This is a genomic window from Prevotella sp. HMSC077E09, from assembly GCF_001814685.1.
GTDB lineage: Bacteria > Bacteroidota > Bacteroidia > Bacteroidales > Bacteroidaceae > Prevotella > Prevotella oris.
The window spans coordinates 34,126-51,802 of record NZ_KV817530.1 but is presented as its reverse complement, the minus strand read 5'-3'; the positions used below and the strand labels follow the sequence as shown (position 1 = coordinate 51,802).

The following is a 17,677-nucleotide window of genomic DNA, read 5'->3' as shown; positions in this document are numbered from 1 at the left end:
TTCCTCAAGTTATCTCTCCCCTCCTTGGGAGGGGTTGGGGGAGATCCCTCAAGTTGGCTCTCCCCTCCTTGGGAGGGGTAGGGGGAGGTCCCCTAAGTTATCTCTCCCCTCCTTGTGAGGGGCAGGGGGAGGTTCCTCAAGTTATCTCTCCCTTCCTTGGGAGGGGCTGGGGAAGGTTCCTCAAGTTATCTCTCCCCTCCTTGTGAGGGGTTGGGGGAGATTCCTCAAGTTGGCTCTCCCCTCCTTTGGGGAGGGGCGGGGGTGGGTATTAGTATTTTCTTTTACAAACCCCTCTTCAGGAAGGGCCTTGCTTGAAAATATAAAATAAGTGGACGTAAATACGCGCTGTATTTTGATTGTTTGTAAAAGATTGGTAATCAGTAATTTGCTTACTTTAAGACGGAAAATGGACAATGAAAAACGCCAAAACGCATTGTGATTTGCGCCAAATCACATCATGATTGGCTTCAGATTGTCTCGTGTTTTGACTCAAAAAGCACTGTGTTTTGACGCATATTGCAGCGTATGATAAATGAAGTTGCAGTTCAGGTACCTTGAAATCGAGAAATAACTCCTGTTTTTCTGCTTTGTTTTTTCTATTTGGTAAGATTCCAAGGGGGTAAAATTCTGATAATAATCTTTACAAAAACAAGAGGAAATAACTGTGGTGTTTAAGGCAGAAGCGGGGCGTGATACAAAGCAATATGGATTGAAACGTCTTACCATTTAAGTTTGGAAATGGAGTGGTTATGTGTGGTATGCGAAATCGTTGTAAGGCAACAGCCCCTTAACTACAGGCATATAAAGCAAGAAAGCCGCTCGCCTCCGAAGAGAACAAACGGCTTAATGAAAGGAGGAAGTGGTACCACCAGGAATCGAACCGGGGACACAAGGATTTTCAGTCCTTTGCTCTACCAACTGAGCTATGGCACCTTTACTTCTTGATTTGCGTCTGCAAAGGTAGTCTTTTTTCTGTATACTGGCAAATTTTTCTATCAAAAAATGGAGTAATTACAGAAATTTGTGTACCTTTGCAGATGTAAAACGCAATGTTTCGGGATTTAGCGCAGTTGGTAGCGCACTACGTTCGGGACGTAGGGGTCGGGCGTTCGAGTCGCCTAATCCCGACAGAACAAAAGCAAAGGGGTTGATAAACAATCCCTTACGCTTTGTCGGAGGTAAAGAAGTCGGCGAAAAGTCGGCGAAGTTTTACTCATATTACAAAATATTGTTCAATAGGGCATTTCACTCAAAATTTAGAAATGCCAAAAAAAAATTTTTCTTCAAAAAGTAGACAAGAGGTTATGAATGAGATTATCGGATGGAAGACGCCGAGATTTCATCAGGCCTCTGAATGCTACGTTTCCCTTTCTGCTTTCGACCCGGAGAGAGGTAAGTTTCATACAAAGAAGTTTATGCTCGGGCATATTAAAGGGAAACGTAACCAGCGTCAGTATGGGGAGGCTCTTGTTAAGAGATTAACAGAGAAATTAGTGCAAGGTTGGAATCCGTGGGTAGAGATGGTGCAGCCTCTTGAATATTCTTCTTTCGATGATGTGTGCAGAAAGTATGAGGATTATTTATTCAAGTTACTCAAGGAAAATAATATGCGCGAGGAATCGGTAGCTTCCTACATCAGCAGATTAAAAATACTGCAGAAGTGGAAGATCAAGATGAAAGTCAATCTCTTTTATACCTATCAATTCGACAGCAGACTTGTTGGTCAATTTTTAGACTATGTGTTTGTTGATAGGAATAATACGATTCGCACGCGCAATAATTACTTATCCTGGTTAAAGACCTTTTGTAAATATCTTCTTGAGCGCGGATATATTTCACAAGACCCAACGGCAAGTTATTCTAATGTTCACCGACGTGGAGAACTCAAAAACCGCGATGTAATACCTGACGATGTTCTATCAGACATCAGAACATGGCTCATTGAACACAATAAGCATTATCTTCTGGCTTGTTACATTCTACATTATTTATTTGTGCGGCCACGCGAGATGAGTTTTCTCAAAGTAGCTGATTTTAATGTAGCAAAGAAAACGCTTTTTCTGCATGGCGCGAATACGAAGAATCATAATGATGCGCAACTGACAGTCCCTGATCATGTCATTAAATTGATGATAGAGTTGCGGATTTTTGAAAGTCCTGGACAGTATTACCTCTTTAGTAAGGATTTCAAACCTGGCATAGAACGCAAATCAGAAAAGTCTTTTAGGGATTATTGGCATCATTATATACGGAAGAACTTAAAATTAACAGATCGATATAAGTTCTACAGTTTGAAAGATACCGGTATAACCAATATGCTGCGTGCCAATACGGATATACTTAGTGTGAGAGACCAGGCACGACATTCGTCGATATTGATAACAGATATATACACTCCTAAGGATATTCAGCAGGCAAATCAACTGCTATTAAATTACAAGGGAGTGCTTTAATTCTATTAGAAGCAGGGTTGTAGGATGGATATTTCCCGTCCTACAGTCCATCTTTCCTACAATTATGAATATACAGAACATCCTTCGAGAACTTAGTAATGAACTAAAAGGTCATAATGCGTTAATACAGATACAGGTAGATGGTCAATATGTTATAAAGCATATTGGTGACATCAACAAATTGGTTGACAACCCTACAATGATAGTATATAAGGAGGATAGTTCTTTTTTCGATTGGATGAAAGGAGAAATTGACAAGGAAACGTATACCGCAGGTACGATAGCAAATCATAAGGCTGCGCTGGCGGTGCTAAGACGATTTAAGAAAGATATAACCTTTACTCAGATTGATTACAAGTGCATTTGTGACTTTGAGAACTTCTTAAAAACTGCTGGATATGCGATAAACACCATTGCAAAGTTTATGAAGATATTTCGACGATTTGTAAATCTTGCCATCGATGAGGAACTAATGACGGCCTACCCTTTTAGGAAGTATCACATTAAGACGGAGAATGTACAGAAGCAGTCATTGACAGAGAGAGAACTGAGGCGGATTGAGAAAAAGGAGGAAAAGGAAGAATTGACCAACGAGGAGAGGAAGGTGATACAAGCTTTTCTGTTCAGTATCTATTCTGGTCTTCGCTTCTCTGACATCGTACAAGTAACCAAGCAGCACATTAAGAGCATATATAGGAACAAGTGGGTCGTGATGAGAATGCAGAAGACAGACCGCGAGGTGAGGATACCTATATCTAAGATGTTTGGAGGCAAGGCTGCTACAATGGTACAAGAGAACAAGACAACTACAGGTAAACTTTTTCAACTGCCTTGTAACGCTCGCTGCAATATAGTACTGAAGCGTGTACTTAAGAGATTCAATATACACAAACATATAACCTTTCATTGTGCCAGGCATACGTGCGCTACGGTGCTACTGGGTAAGGGTGTGAGTCTTCCGATTATACAACATATATTAGGACATCAGAGCATAAAGACAACGCAGGTATATTCTGCGGTCAAAGATAGTACCATTAATAAGGAGATACGAAGAGCGTTTAGGTAAAGGTTCCATCGGGACTATGCATATTCCATCGGGTAAGAAATTTAACGAGTTGCGGTACTTTAGGAGTTGGAATCCACGACATGGGGTGACAAATGATATCGTGTTTTTTGACGATATCATCGGAGAGGTTACGATACCACATCATATTATGCAAGTAGGATTAGGGTGGCAAATCGTTTTTAGATCTACCACACAGGTACATAGAAACATTATTATCCGGTTCCTTGGGGAAATGAAAGAAATTGGCTATTGGAGTATCGCAGATGATAAAAGATATAGGGGTGAATATTTCTCATTACTTCTCCCCAATACTCCTATACCACCAATTTTCAATGGTCGCTGGGTAGGAGAAACCTATGAGGCATGTAAGGTTATCTATGTGCCAGATGATAGCGTTGAAGCTTATAAAGCTGCCAAAATACCCAATGTTAAAGAAATTTTGCCAATTAGCGAATATCATTCAAATATTGTTTGAATAGTGTTTTAATCCCATCGGGACTAAATGGGAGATTTTATATCCTTATGGGGGAAAACAGAAACTAAATTTTCGAGAAACTTCATATTTCTTAAATGCAGATATTTCAATTTGGGGCTCTGCCATAGGTATAATTTCTGTTCCAGCTTACAAAAGCCCGCATGAATTTCGTCTACCATTCTCTGTTGTAGAGGAAATCTTGATTGAGGAAGGTTTAACAGATTGGCCTACAGGATTATTCTATACTATGTATGGAGTTAAGAAACCTGTTATTTTCCCAGAAACTCTAAAAACTATTCACGGATATATAGCTAACCAAGGAAATGGATATATCAATATCATTATCAAAGCAATAATACCACCGGTATTTGTCGGTATTTCAACTAAACAAAGTCCCTTATATTATAATTCAACAACAGAGGTCTATGTCCCAGATGAGTCTTTGAAGCTATATAAAGTTGCAGAAAACTGGAAATTAATGGTAAAGCATATCCATCCTATGAGTGAATATCAAGGTTGATACTCACTCATAGGATGGATGTATTCTGCTATATCTGAAAAAGAATCACTTTTTCTATAGTTTTCAACAGACTCATCTGGAACAAATATTCTCGACTCTTTTCTGGCATACCAACCATATGAAGCTCTCCTCTCTGTAATAGGTGGATTTACACTTTTGATTATCAAGTTCTTAAAAGTAAGTCCCCAAAGCAATGAATTCTGTTTTTCAATAACTTCGATAATTATATTATCTATTGTTGAAGTATAAAAACATGTGTCATACGTAGATAGAGTAGGAGGTAATACTAATTTATAAAGGTGATCTATCCAACGGAAGGCATTACAATCAACAGATGTAAGATTTGTAAACATAGATAAGTCCAAAATACCATTTTCCCGGTCTAAACCTTTAAATATATAAGTCCCGATGGGATTAAACCAGTGGTCGAATGCTGTTTTAATCCCATCGGGACTAAGTTTTATGACAATCCAAAGATTGAGTCTTTTGATGAGCTGGTTCGGTTTAAGGCTTCTCAACTACAGTCTGGTATGTTCCAAGGATGTAAGAAGCTGAAATATATTTCAGTTCCACCGATACCTTTTGGAATATTCAATGACAACGTAATCTCTTACGAGCGTGTTCGATTATGTGGTGAGTGGAAGCATATACCAGATTATTTCTTTTGGGGCTGGGAGAAAAGAAATTTGAAAGCGATTATAATAGAAAGTGGTATTCCTCCGAAAATCACCAATACCAGTGGTTTCTTCTACGGTAATCACACAATCAATTTTGCGAAAATTTACGTACCAAATAACAGCGTTGAGAAATACAGAGAGGCTGCTGTTTGGAAGGATTATAAAGAGTTCATTTACCCTCTAAGTGAGTATCATGGATGATACTCACTTAGAGGGCGAATTAATTTTGCTAACCAAAAGCTACTATACTCTTGCTTATATTGTGTGATACTTGAATCTGGAACATATATATACTTTAAATTCTCATTTAGACCATGGATAGAGGAATTTCCAATTTTAGGAGGAGTTTCTGGTAAAAGAATAACCGTTGTAAGTTTATGGTTTCTTATTATAGATTCTCCCAAGATTTCTCTTACATTAATTGGTATTGTAATTTCTTTTAATCCCGTATTAAAAAATGATTGATAAGATAATATAACAAGAGAATTAGGAAGCTCTATCGTTTCTAAATTTGTGCAATTTGAAAAGGAAACGTACCTTGGAGTGGCTTCCCCTAACACTTTAATTCCTGTAAATAATTTGAAACCTCTAAAACTTGTTATCTGTTTATTGTATGCAAACACAGTCCCGATGGAACTAACGGCTGCAGCTTCCTCCATACTTAGCTCACCGTCACCGTCTTTATCCCAGTTCTCCACGCAAATACGCTTCACCTCAGGGTCTTCGAAACGAATCCACCACTTAGCGATATTCAGTTTGAGTTTTGGATAGTGCGTCATCAGTGCATCGTAGGTGTCACGATACGCTCCAGTCGTAAGGTTGATAGTACCGTCAAGCACAGGATAAGGGTCGTTGCCGTACTGGCCTTCCGCATCGATACCCTGATATGTGCCATCGACAAGCTGAGAAAGCTTATCGAAGGTTCTTCCGTCCGTGAAGGTTTCATTGAAGCCCACACAACGCACGTAACGCAGAGCGTGAGGAACTTGTCCTACCTGCGCATCCATAATGTCGATGAGTTTCTTGACAGGCTGGAGATTGTCACAGCCACTCACGAAGTAACTCATTACGTTAGGAGCACACGCTTCTGTATTACATTTTTCATTTGTGAGCTTGTCGAGGTTCTTCAACTCGACGTACGATGTGTTAGCTGGATAATCTACTTCTTCGAGTGCACCACCATCAGCGAAGTGTGCTTCGGTTAGCGAGGAACCACCAGCGAGGAACTTACGCAATCGGTAGTTAGCACGCATATCGAGCGAACCGCCGAGCGTGGATATATTCTGTACATCAATATCCTCTAACGAAGTGGTGTTACCGAGCGTAAGCGAAGATATAAGTATCTTTACGTTCTGCTCGTTCTCATCGCCCAGTTTCAATCGCTTGAGTCGCTTACCAATGATTGACAGCGCACCGTTAATTACATACGAACTCCAATCGCCAATATCGAGCAGGTAGTCTGCTGACTTAACAGATAGCTGCTGGTCAGACGTGCCGTTAATATCAACGACAATCTCGCACGGCTTACCTGCATCTGTGCGAGCACCACGCATAATCGTGGTACCGTATGCAATCGTAGGATATAATTTCATTGCTGGTGTCAGGCGCAGAACGATTGAGTTTGTTGTAGCATCCGCCTGCGCAGATGTACGCACAGTAATTGCACCTTCCGCTGTCTTGGCATCGTAATCACCGAAGCTGTACTTGCTCATCAAGTACTGAATACGCTTCTTCACCCACGCCACCTCAGGTGATTTTCCGTCTCCAAGCGACTGACCCAGAGGGTCGGTATCGTTCGTATATGTACCTTGCAGCATGGCAAGTTTCATCTTCTCATAGAGTTTACCATCCTCATTGTATAGCATAGATGAGAAATTGTCAATCACAGAGAAGTAATACTTCTCGAAGTATGCAAACAGCTTTTGCTGGTGCGTACCCTTTTGCAATCCTCCGAGTTCCTCCATCTTCGCAAGCATACGACGCATCATCTGCGCACGCTCCTCTGGGTATGCTTGCTCCATTAAGTTCCAAAGAACGGACTTTTCGCCGTTCCATACAGGCGTACCGTCATCATAGGTATCGTGGTACTCTACCCAGTAGGGCTTCTTCATTAAACCTTGATTGATTACTGTCAGGATAGTATCAAGGTCATCCTGACGAAATTTCCATTTACTCTTTGCCATATCTATTTTGCATTGAAGTTATAAGGGTATGTGTTCTTTGCGCAGTTATCGGTCGCTGCTACTGTTTCGACGTATAACTGATGATAAAGTAGGTCCATGATATCCCAATACTGTGACTGCTCAGCACGGAACTTCTGAATACGTGCGGACTTGAATAACTCATTGAGCTGAGCAGCATCACTAACCGAGTTGAATATCGCCTCGGTTAGTCCGTATTTATCACCTACCAGCTGCTGACGGAGATTAACAATCGACACACCGCTGTCAAGCGTTGACGGGCAGAAACGCTTATATAAGCTGTCGTAATAGTATAGGTTGTATTGATTAGGGTTACCCTGCTTTGCTATCCAATACTCGATATGGGTTGAATGTGGGTCAGCATTCAGTTCTTCAAGTGTGCCATTGAAAGGCTCGATAAACGTATTGCACTGATATACGATGTTGTAAGCAGTGATATACGACTCTACAAGCTGCTCTGCTCGCTGACGTGTCTCGTCTTCTGCTGTCGCCTTGTCGTCAGCAGGAAGATCTGCGTAGTCCAAGTCCCAACAATTCTCCCAAGAGAGTTCAGATACTTGGTACTGATACGCTTCTTCCTCCGTGTTGTAGCGTATTCTTCGCTTATCCCAAGGCACTTGATAGAGTGTCAAGCGTGGCGAGTTGTCAGAGCCTTCAATAGATAGGAGGTCTGGGAAAAGGTCTTTATCATATCCGAATGTGGCTGCATCGCCCTTGTCTGGTCCTATCGTAAACAGACCGACAAACTTGTACGTCACAGTTCCGTCCTCTGCCGTCTGCTTTTCGAAGCCCACGAAGGTCTCTTGGTATATTGACACACGTGCTTCGCTATCCTGTTCTATTCCCTCATTGGTCAGACCGACTGCTTTCCACAGGTCAGTAAATGACTTCACAGACCCCATCTTGTGAAACTGCATTGAAGAAGCAATGTTCTTCTTTCCTGTCAGCTTTGATATTTTCGGCAGGTTCTTGAACAGCTCAAACTTCTTCTGCGCTGTTTGTCCATCTTCATAGACGATGGTCGTGTCTTTAGCTACTTTTGCCTTCCAATTCCATAGGTAGTAGAGCATTGATGAAGTTCCCTGACCTTGCAACTGGAGGTTGGTAATCGTCAAGCGGTTAAGGTTGGTGTTACCGTCTTTCGGATAGATTTCCAGCGTGCCTTTAGGCTTGTATGATTTACCATATTCATACGCCGGGAGCGGTTTATCAAATGTAAATACATTTACCTTGCCACGTACCTTATCGAAGTCAACCGTAGTACCGAGCGTGTCGTAAATGTCGTTATCCATTTTCTCGGCACTCTTTTCACTTACTGTTGACAGCGCATTGATATAGTCCTGGTGCACGTTTGCAGCATCCATAGCACTATCGTAGATACGCACTGAATAGAGATCGATGTCTGCACTATCAGAGCCGACAACGATACCGCCACCAGTACTTAACTGCATTGAATCGGTAAGCAAGTAAGCAAACTTACGAGCTTCCACACCGTCAATATAGAGATAGACAAGATTCAAGTAGTAAGTATTGCCATTGAGTACATAGGTGTACTTCTTAGGAGAAATTACCAATGCCAGGCGAATACGTACACTATCGTCAGTGCTCATAGCCTGTACATCAGCGTTACGCTCGCTTCGGGTTGCGAACATAATAGAGGACGGCTTCACCTTCAAACCGATATAACCCTTCTGATACGGCATAGCGATAGAGATACACTCTGCATTGTAATCAGAAGTATTGTTAATCTGATAGTCAATTTCTATTGTCTTACCGCTCTGCGCAGCCTCCTTAGAGAAAGGCTTGTAATCAATTGTAAGCCGTGAACCAGCAAGCAGTCGCAATGTTCGTGCACCCTCATCATCTGTTACCCAGCCATCACGTGAGAAAGCCACGTTTTGCCACTCAGCACCAATATGTTCCGCATTGATAAGATTGCGGATAACGGCGCGGTCGGTATCGGTGTTGTTGCGGTTCTTGGCATTGAAGTAGAACACTGCTCCAGCTGTAGCAGCGTACCCCTGCGAGTTGTCAACAGGGAAAGGAATGGCTTCACGCAGTAGCATCTCGTCTTTCGGATGCGTACGGAATACAATCATCGCCGTGAAGTCAGAGTTGTCAATCGTCTCGACTTCAAGAGAAAGCGTGTACTGCATCTTTGTCTGTGTCAGCGTGTTCTCGGATACATTCTCCTGTAATACTTCTCCGTCTTTCTTCAATGCAATAGAAATAGGCGTTGTAACTGCTTTGCCGTCATATACGGCATACTCCAGCACTTTATTCTCGTACCAGTTCAGGAGTTTCTCTGCTTTGTTATTGATAACAATAAGTTTCACGTCGTCATTGTTCGCCACCGCCATAAAGTCGTAGCCTACGGGCGATGTCTGCACAGTTCCATCTTCGTTGGATAGCCACGCAGAAAGATGGAAGATGCCCGTCTTGTTTGTGAAAGGAACGGTGTAAGCAACAGGAGAAGAAGTATAGGTCGCTGTACCGAATTGACGCTCGTATGTCTGCTCGTAGTCCTCCCCTGTAATCTTCACGTGTAGCGTCTTTGAGATATTACCACTGATGTAACACGGCAGCACAATATCACCTTGATAAGCTTTCCACCAGTTGAACTCAGAGATAGAAAGGAAGAGTGCAGACAGTGTGATTGAATAGACCAGCGCCGGAGAGGTCTGCCCCGTCACCTCCCCTGTAATCTTCACCATGATGTTGTTCTGGCCTGATTCAAGGAACTTGAATACGTCGACCGTTGTGACGGTATTTGACTGGCATCGACCACGCGCCTTACTTACGAAAGTTCCGTCGCCGGCCTTGGCGAAGATCTCATATGTTCCCCACTCACCTGTATCGATGTACTCGGTCTGTCCCACATCCTTAGTGCGTGAAACAAACATAAACTTGATTGGACACTCACCCGAAGACTTAGAAGCTGAGAGCGTGAGGGATTGCGACTGATTTACAGCACGAAGATAATAGAGAATAGTCTGCTGGCCACCGCCTTGTCCGATTCCCAGCTCTGATAACTTCATTGACACCCACGAATCGCCATTCCACACCAAGACGCACGTCTCTGACGTAAGACTATCCACCTCACTGCTTACGTTTGTGAGCTGACCGAGCGAAGGGCGGTTCTTTGCCACAACCTTCTTTATACGTTCTTCTTCATTGTTAAATGCATCAACGAGGTCATTAATCTTATCAGGAATTTTGTTAAACTCGTCGGCGGTGAGTTTCTTCCCTGTTGTTTTATTTTCGATGTAGAGTTTATCCATAGAGCTATAAGTTAAATGGGAAAGTGTAAGTGAAGCGTTCGTTACTGCTAATCTCGCAGCCTTGGACATGCGTGAGTGCATGACAGACGATGTCGTGTAGATATTTTCCGCGTGCCATGTCTGTTTGTGTACGTGTTGTATCTTCAACGACCTTCACCTTTACTTGTCGATAGTGTTTGTTACTATCAAGTTGACTGGCCCTTATTTTCAGTTTAATATGTTGCAGCATCTGTGTTGATAATTTCATCAAGGATAGGGTTCAGGGCCAGTTGAACGATAGCCGTGAAGTTTTTCTTTAGCACCTCTTTTACAGCGATTGCTGTCTCTGCATCGAGCGTAGCGCGTCCTACCTTATATATATCTAAGGCTGTACTGACGGCTGCGATACTATTTGTGCAGTAATACAACACGTTTGCCATTTCCTTGGCGATATCGACTTTTTGGGTTGTGCCGTCAATATTTTTAATTTCAAGTTCTTTAAAATTAATTTCCATATTTTATTTTTAAAAGTTAGACAATAGTATACAATAGTAACCTGTAGCAGGTGTGAAACAAAGTGCAAACCGCTTGACGTCACAAGAACTCATGAGAATTTTAGAATCAGACGCTTCTTCATTTTGACGATAATATTTGTATAATTTTTCATTACCTACTCCTACGGCATATTTATCTTCTCTAATCGTTCCTACCCCATAGATGCGTCCTCCTTCCTCTGACGTAGTAGGTGTTGCAGCTTTGCAGGTTGATGAGAAGAATATCTGTTCAGATTCTTTATCAAGAAGGATAGTGAAAGGCACGCAGAAGGATTCTGAATTGTCAGTTATTCCAAACTGTTTGCGAGCATCAGAGAGCGTAGGATAGAAGAATTGAATTCTTTTGCCTGTCGAGTTTTTTAATAAGAACGTAGTTGCAAAGCTAAAGTCGATGACATTTGTATCTCCTTTTTTAGTGTATTCCATAAAATACCCATGTTCAATTATTCCTCCCTTGACACGCAGTGCACCCTGCAGTTCGAGAGCAACGTTGCGATTGATAACGTTATCAGAGATAATTTTAGCTGCGGGGCGGTAGAGGTCGGTACCACTATTCATTTTTCTATAGATGTACATTGCAGAAGCACAATAGGCATCTTGATTTCCTTTTGATGTTGGATCAGATCCTCGCCCAAAGCCAACTTTGAGATGCGCTATATCACCAGCTGCGAAATAGCCCACTTGTTGTTCAAGTAAGAAAGATGAAGAATTAAGGTATACAAAATTCTCTTTTTCATCGGTCCACCATTTGTTATAGTCACCCGTATAAAGGCCATCATTTCCAATTGAGAAAGGGCCAATATAACCTTTGCGTGCAGTTACTGTTCCAGATATGTTCGCGTTTGTGGCCGTAAAACCGTCCATCGAGACGTTCCCGTTTGCATCGACGACGAATTTATCGTTGATGATAGTCTTTCCCAAGAAGTTAATCTGATCAGCATTAAAGAGCAATTTACCTCCATCTTCGCTTGTTGTAAGCTTCAGTTCTGCAGACTTCTTTTTAAGTCCTGAGGCATCATAATAGTCAGAAAAGAGAGTGAGCGAACCATCTTCACCTGCTATCGAACGCAAAACACCTACATTGCGAAAACCTGTTAGGTTTCCTTCATCGTCCCATAGCGCACTATGCAAAAGATCGGAAGTTCCACTAAGCGATGAGATTACAGCATTAAATCTTCCCTGTGCTGTAAGCAAAGAAGTGGCGCGGTTGGCTTTAATATCATTCAATAGTGCATTAAGTGTATTCTCATTTCCAGCTATAACCTGCATAGTCTTACTTCCCAATTGCCGAATAGCGGTGATCGGTAATGTTGTATATTGCTGTACAGGCTGCCAATGCTTGATGCTGAAAGGCTCGCCGTTTTTCTTTGCCACGACAGCACGCAATACATCGTTACTATACTCTACAGTTGTGTCTTTGTAAGTTGCGTTCACCCAAAGGTCGCCCTCATCGTATTCTTGTTGCAGTGTAGGCTGTGCCACAAAGACGCGCCGTTTACCATCTGCAGTATCTTGCGCGCGATTGGCTGCTTCGAGCGATGTGAGCACATCTGCATCAGTGATATCCTCCCATGTGTAACCGCTGTCTGTTTTCGTAAAAGCATATGCGCGTCCACCCCCTGTTTTTGCGAAAGAGCGATTGTAATATATATCATTTACATGCTCATTCCGTGTGAAATCATCTTGCCATTCCAATGCAGGTGCATTGCGAAGTGACGGCTTTTCATCACCAAACCAAAGCACCATTTGCTTATCACTTTGCTGTTCAACAGCATTGATTTGAGATTTCAATGACGCAAGATATTCTTCTATGCTTAGCTCGTGGCCGTGCTCATCAGTTACCATCCACCATGAGCCTTCCGTTGGACTCATCTGTATCTTAGGCTTCGGAAGGGAGAAAGAGTTGATGCCAACATACATCCTGTAATACGGACTGCCACTCCCAGCTGCTGCCTGAATGATTGCATGCTGACGAGCAGGGTTCGTCTTGTTGCCCAGTGTCGACACCTCGTCGCCAACCTGTGGTTCATCGCTTCCACTTGCGTAATCGTCAGCGTTCGTGTTATCGCAGATATCTACATAGTTAGTACCAAGACCGAAGACGCGCCGGTGATAGTAGTGATTAGCCATTGCACCCTGTGCACTAACGAGGTTGAACGTTTCACAGTAAGCGTAATCGTCCATACCCATCGTATTGGTGACCATACGCCCCTCACCGTCCTGCTGCGTGAAGTAGCATCGCCAACCGCCCTCGATCTTCTCAACTTTTGAGATAGTAAAGCTACCAGGTGAATTAACAATCTTACCATTTATGTGTGTTGACTTCATCAGCTGCAGCTCTTCTGCCGTCAGCTGCTTACGGACATGGAAGTAATCGCCTTCGAAGTGCCAGTTGCCTTGTGCATCAGGATAGATTGCTGCACCACTTGCCTCTTTCACATAGTTGCCAAACAGGACCGAAGTCATGAACGATATTACAGCTCTAACTATCGAGTCCTTATCAGTTCTTACTATTTTTTTCCAATCAGGACTATCATTGTGCAGTGTTTTTGCCACTTCTGCGATGTCGGCCAGAGCTGCATTTATCTTCTGAGCATCCAATGTCAGATAGTTTCCGATGCGGTCGAGCGCCTTCAGTACCGACATGTTGTCGTGTTGGTGTCCGAAAGAGCCGTCGCCCTTATAGGCTGCCGTGATCTCGTGGGAAAGGAAGTCGAGAAAGGCTGCCGCTGTGGTAACGCTCCATTTATCCGAGTATGGATTCTGGACTGGGAAGAGAGCCCCACCACTTAGCGAGAGCCTATCGAACTCAACTAAGCGTGGGGCGACCGTAAAAGAGCCGACATCGGGAACTTTGATGCTAAGTATCTCTGCCGGCTGGTCGGTACGGGATATATTGAGGTATGGGCGTGCATCGGCATACTTATAGGTAAACGTGTAGCTTGAAGGCAGTTCTTTCGTCTGCCAGCTGGCATCGCTCTCCGTAACGACGATGCGACGGATATAGGAGTCGATGTAGAGGTACTTCCCTAACGAGGGGAAGAAGTCGAGCAGCCAACGACGCTCGCCATCGGAGAGGAAGCCTGTGTTCTTTTTGTGCTCACGGGTGGTATCGACACGGTATTCCTCTGCGTTGTTCTCTATCTCTGCTATGTTATGGGTATGCTTAGCGGTATTCTCCGAGTCGCCATAGGCGCGGAAGGTGTCGATGCCTCCCAGTGAGTTCTCGAACAGAACCCACTGCTCCTGCTCGCTCCTGATGTCGGAGGCATAGTACCGCTGGAGGTAAGTGAGGCGTGTGCCGGTCTTTGTCTCTACCCATACGTCGTAGTAGGACGGTAATTTGTTCAGCTTGCCCGAGATGATGGCGTATTGCACGGGAATGGTCCATACGCCGCCACTGGCAAGGTTGGCCAGCGTGAGGTCGTAGGAAGCATACTCGCCATTCTTCTCCACGTAGGCACGGCAGCGCACGACGGAATCGACAACGGCATAGTAGGTGAGGAACTCGGGGGTGTAATAGGTAACGGGCTTCACGGTCGGCTGCCACGTGAGGAAGTTCGCCTTCAGCCAGTTGGCTGCCGAGTCGGAGAAGTGGTCGATGCCGGCACGCAGGACGGAGAATGTCCAGACTTCAGTGTTGGAAGTGCCTACCTCTGTGATCTGGGTAGTGAACTGGCGGACGATGGAAGTTTGCCTGTAGACATCGGAGATGTCCTGGAGACGGAAGGAAAGCAAGGGCGTAACGATACTCTCCAAGTCTATCTCGATGCGGTTAGACTTGTTGGGCGTATAGGTATGCTGAACGATGGTTGTCCCCGTGTCGGCATACTTCAGCACGAAGGTTATCTCGTTGTTGGTCGATATAACAAAGTGATTCATCGAGCCTGAAAGGCAGAGGGAATCAGGTTTTAACAATATATCCATTGGCGTTGTTATTTATGGCAAATTTACAAGAAAAAAGGTGTCCGATAAAGGACACCCTTGTTACTTGGGGACACACTCCAGCCATACGTCCGTGCGTGTGTATTTCCACTTGGAATGACGCCAAAAGGAGCCGTGCCTAAGCATCTGCGAAGTGAACGAGGACTGCTGCCCGTATGGCTTCCCAACATACTCGGCTGAAGGAACCGGTGGATAAATGGTGGTAAAGGTGCGGTCTTTGTCGAGTCCCGAATTGTGGTAATCGTCACTGCTTACCTCTGTCTGTCGCTCATGGCCGACCCACTTATACTTGGATTTCATTGCCGTGAGTTGCTCGGTGATAGCAGGGGCTGAGATGGAAGGCTCCATAAGGGAAATTGTACGCAGCTCCGACTCTACCGGCTCATTCTTCCCTCCGAGCGTGAACTTGAGTTTATTGAAGAAGAAAGCCACACCACGAATTACCACCTTGGCATAGGACGGTAGGTTCTGCTTCTGCGACTGGGAAAGCAGTAACTTGACCTTCATCTCGTGGAGCGAGTTGCGCAGCAGCAGGTCGTAGTCGCGGTAGAACTTCTCGAAGATACCCTCGGCACCATGGTAATAGAGCGCATAGTCGAAGATGCGCGGATGCGTGGGGGCGTAGATGTCGTAGGAGGATATTGTTCCTTCTGGGCGACCTCCTGAGAGATAGCTGAAGGCAAGCATCGCCTTTTGCTTACTTGCCGACTCGGAAGCAGCCTCTTTGTTCTCCCCAGCAACGACCATCTTGGAGTTTAGCGAGATATACGACCCGACATAAAGGTACGACCCAAAGTCGGTCTTTACCTCAGTTTCATCAACGGTAGCCTTGTGCGTAAGCTGGCGGAACTCGGGCATAACGTCAGGAACTTTTATCTCCTTGGGTTCAAGATCCTCGCCCGTGTTGTAGTCCTGTGAAGCCTCGCCAATCTTAGTGATGACACTGTAATCGCCCGAGAAGCCGTCCTTATAGAAGGCACCGTCAAGCGGATTGAAATAGGCACTGGGGTTGGCCTTGACCATGCTGTCAAGGTCATCGTAAGAGTCGGAGAGGTCGGTGTCTACCTTATCTGCGGAGGTGATGGTTACACGCTGGTAGTCTTTCTCTGCCTTATAGCCTATGGTAGGCTCTTCGGTAACGCAACGTGTGAGGTCTTCGGTGGGACGGGCTGCGAGGGCTTCGCACAGGAAGATGATGTTGGCGGTGCGCTTTCCCTCGTCGGACACAAACTCACAACAGAACTTCTTGCGGAACACGGCGATGAAGTCGGCACAGGTAACATCGGGGACGAGGTCGGCAACCTTGATGCGCCCATTGACGAGTGCGTCCATGACATTGTTTACCACCACCATCTTGGAGAACGGCTCTGTGTGGGTGAAGAAATTGTCTTGCAGCTCATAGCCGAAATGGGCGAAGATGCGCTTCAGAAGATAGTTAGCACGAATGAATGGCGAGATATAGTAGCCTGGTGTGAGGGTGATGGGTACTTCGCCGACATACTCCGTGCGCTGGACAGCATTATAGAAGTCGCAGCCTTCGCCCGACTCGTCGGGGGAGAAAGCAGCCAGTGTGGTAACTGGCACAAGTTGGTAGCCTTGTTTCGTCCACATCCATACATCCTTAGACTTGATGGCCTTCTGCTTGCCGTAGGCATTGAGCATTTTGTAGTTGAACCCCGAGTCTACACCTGAATCGTCGGTGAGCAGCACGGGGAAGATGCCGTACTGCTCATTGGTGTTACTGCGCAAGCCACGGCAGAACTCTATGCCCTGCTCGGGAGTGAACACACCAGGAATGTACTCGCCCTTGAAGATGTCCTTGAGCTTTACCTTCTGTATGCGAGAATAGAACGAGCCGTCGTTGATATAGAACGAGGTGGAGATGTTGCCTTTGTGCTGAGCCGACAGCACCACCTGACGGCACTGAGCGAAATACTCCCCGTCCTGAATGGCCACATCGACTGCCGACATCTTGACACGGCGACCGAAGGAGTCGGGGAAGCCCAGCAGACGGCGGTTGCGCTCGGAGGTGGGCAACTCAAGCGGTGTGGTCTGCTCGCCATAATCGTTGAAGAACGGATTGGTACGTTCTACCTGTATCTGTGTGTCGGGCTTGAGGTTGTAGTCCTCGCCCTTTTCTAAGTTTGTTACTCTCATTCTTTACTTCCATATTTACGCGCTTGATCACGCAGTTGTTGTTTTTGTTCGAGTTCGTTCAATGCCACGCTGGCAGGGATACCCTCTGTGGAGATGCGGTCGAGGACATCGGTAAGGCGTTTGATGAGCGAGTCCTTAAAGGAGTCCTGGGCAATGCCACGCACATCACTGGTGGTGGGGATAATGTGTCCCCCCGAGGCACGCCCCGAGGCTTGCTGTATGAGGAACTTATTCATATCGAGGGTGCGTATCTTACCTGCACGCTGGGCGCGGTCGATAATGTCGATGATAGGGGCTACGGTAGGGTTCTCGACGGCTGCATTCGATGCCACCCACTCCTTGCTATGGCCATAGCCTCCCTCGCCGACG

At 44.8% G+C, this 17,677-nt stretch carries 11 protein-coding genes, 2 tRNA genes and 1 pseudogene; 5 read left to right on the top strand and 9 right to left on the bottom strand.

Annotation, left to right across the window (positions count from 1 at the left end):
• Positions 1 to 860: 860 nt before the first annotated feature.
• A tRNA-Phe gene (locus HMPREF2983_RS04425) sits at positions 861 to 933 on the bottom strand.
• A 122-nt stretch (positions 934 to 1,055) separates the two neighbouring features.
• Between HMPREF2983_RS04425 and HMPREF2983_RS04420 the strand changes: the two genes are divergently transcribed.
• The 5 genes from HMPREF2983_RS04420 to HMPREF2983_RS04400 all read left to right on the top strand — a co-directional run bounded on the left by HMPREF2983_RS04420 (position 1,056) and on the right by HMPREF2983_RS04400 (position 4,514).
• Positions 1,056 to 1,128 (top strand) — tRNA-Pro (locus tag HMPREF2983_RS04420).
• Between the two features lie 134 nt (positions 1,129 to 1,262).
• Complete coding sequence (locus HMPREF2983_RS04415) at positions 1,263 to 2,453, top strand: tyrosine-type recombinase/integrase (protein ID WP_070667077.1); 1,191 nt, start codon at positions 1,263 to 1,265, stop codon at positions 2,451 to 2,453.
• A 64-nt stretch (positions 2,454 to 2,517) separates the two neighbouring features.
• Entirely contained in the window at positions 2,518 to 3,519 is a 1,002-nt protein-coding gene (locus HMPREF2983_RS04410; protein WP_070667075.1) for a tyrosine-type recombinase/integrase, read from the top strand.
• Between the two features lie 232 nt (positions 3,520 to 3,751).
• The gene (locus HMPREF2983_RS13750) at positions 3,752 to 3,994 is read left to right on the top strand and encodes a hypothetical protein (protein WP_141757622.1); all 243 of its coding nucleotides are present in this window, start codon (positions 3,752 to 3,754) and stop codon (positions 3,992 to 3,994) included.
• 199 nt (positions 3,995 to 4,193) lie between these two features.
• Positions 4,194 to 4,514: a hypothetical protein gene (locus HMPREF2983_RS04400; RefSeq protein WP_070667071.1), complete on the top strand. Its 321-nt coding sequence runs from the start codon at positions 4,194 to 4,196 to the stop codon at positions 4,512 to 4,514.
• On the opposite strand, the gene HMPREF2983_RS04395 is transcribed toward HMPREF2983_RS04400, so the two are convergent.
• The 8 genes and pseudogenes from HMPREF2983_RS04395 to HMPREF2983_RS04360 form a co-directional block, all read right to left on the bottom strand.
• Positions 4,505 to 5,032 carry a hypothetical protein gene (locus HMPREF2983_RS04395; protein ID WP_070667070.1) on the bottom strand — a complete coding sequence of 176 codons (528 nt, stop codon included), beginning with the start codon at positions 5,030 to 5,032 and terminating at the stop codon, positions 4,505 to 4,507. The two genes, HMPREF2983_RS04400 and HMPREF2983_RS04395, sit on opposite strands and share 10 nt — an antisense overlap.
• Before the next feature lie 350 nt (positions 5,033 to 5,382).
• Complete coding sequence (locus HMPREF2983_RS13745; RefSeq protein ID WP_210400362.1) at positions 5,383 to 7,374, bottom strand: leucine-rich repeat domain-containing protein; 1,992 nt, start codon at positions 7,372 to 7,374, stop codon at positions 5,383 to 5,385.
• Positions 7,375 to 7,376: 2 nt separating this feature from the next.
• On the bottom strand, positions 7,377 to 10,673 hold the full coding sequence (locus HMPREF2983_RS04380) for a hypothetical protein (protein WP_070667066.1): 3,297 nt from the start codon (positions 10,671 to 10,673) through the stop codon (positions 7,377 to 7,379).
• 4 nt (positions 10,674 to 10,677) lie between these two features.
• Positions 10,678 to 10,902 (bottom strand): hypothetical protein, encoded by a 225-nt coding sequence (locus HMPREF2983_RS13385; protein ID WP_246829345.1) that lies wholly within the window; start codon positions 10,900 to 10,902, stop codon positions 10,678 to 10,680.
• A complete protein-coding gene (locus HMPREF2983_RS04375) occupies positions 10,886 to 11,167 on the bottom strand; it encodes a hypothetical protein (protein WP_070667064.1) in 282 nt (93 codons plus the stop codon). Before HMPREF2983_RS04375 ends, HMPREF2983_RS13385 begins: the two co-directional genes overlap by 17 nt.
• A gap of 9 nt (positions 11,168 to 11,176) precedes the next feature.
• Positions 11,177 to 15,133 carry a hypothetical protein gene (locus HMPREF2983_RS04370; protein ID WP_070667062.1) on the bottom strand — a complete coding sequence of 1,319 codons (3,957 nt, stop codon included), beginning with the start codon at positions 15,131 to 15,133 and terminating at the stop codon, positions 11,177 to 11,179.
• 60 nt (positions 15,134 to 15,193) lie between these two features.
• Positions 15,194 to 17,308 carry a hypothetical protein gene (locus HMPREF2983_RS04365; protein ID WP_070667060.1) on the bottom strand — a complete coding sequence of 705 codons (2,115 nt, stop codon included), beginning with the start codon at positions 17,306 to 17,308 and terminating at the stop codon, positions 15,194 to 15,196.
• A pseudogene (locus HMPREF2983_RS04360) lies at positions 17,305 to 17,677 on the bottom strand (hypothetical protein); the annotation flags it as partial. The pseudogene HMPREF2983_RS04360 and the gene HMPREF2983_RS04365, both read right to left, overlap by 4 nt.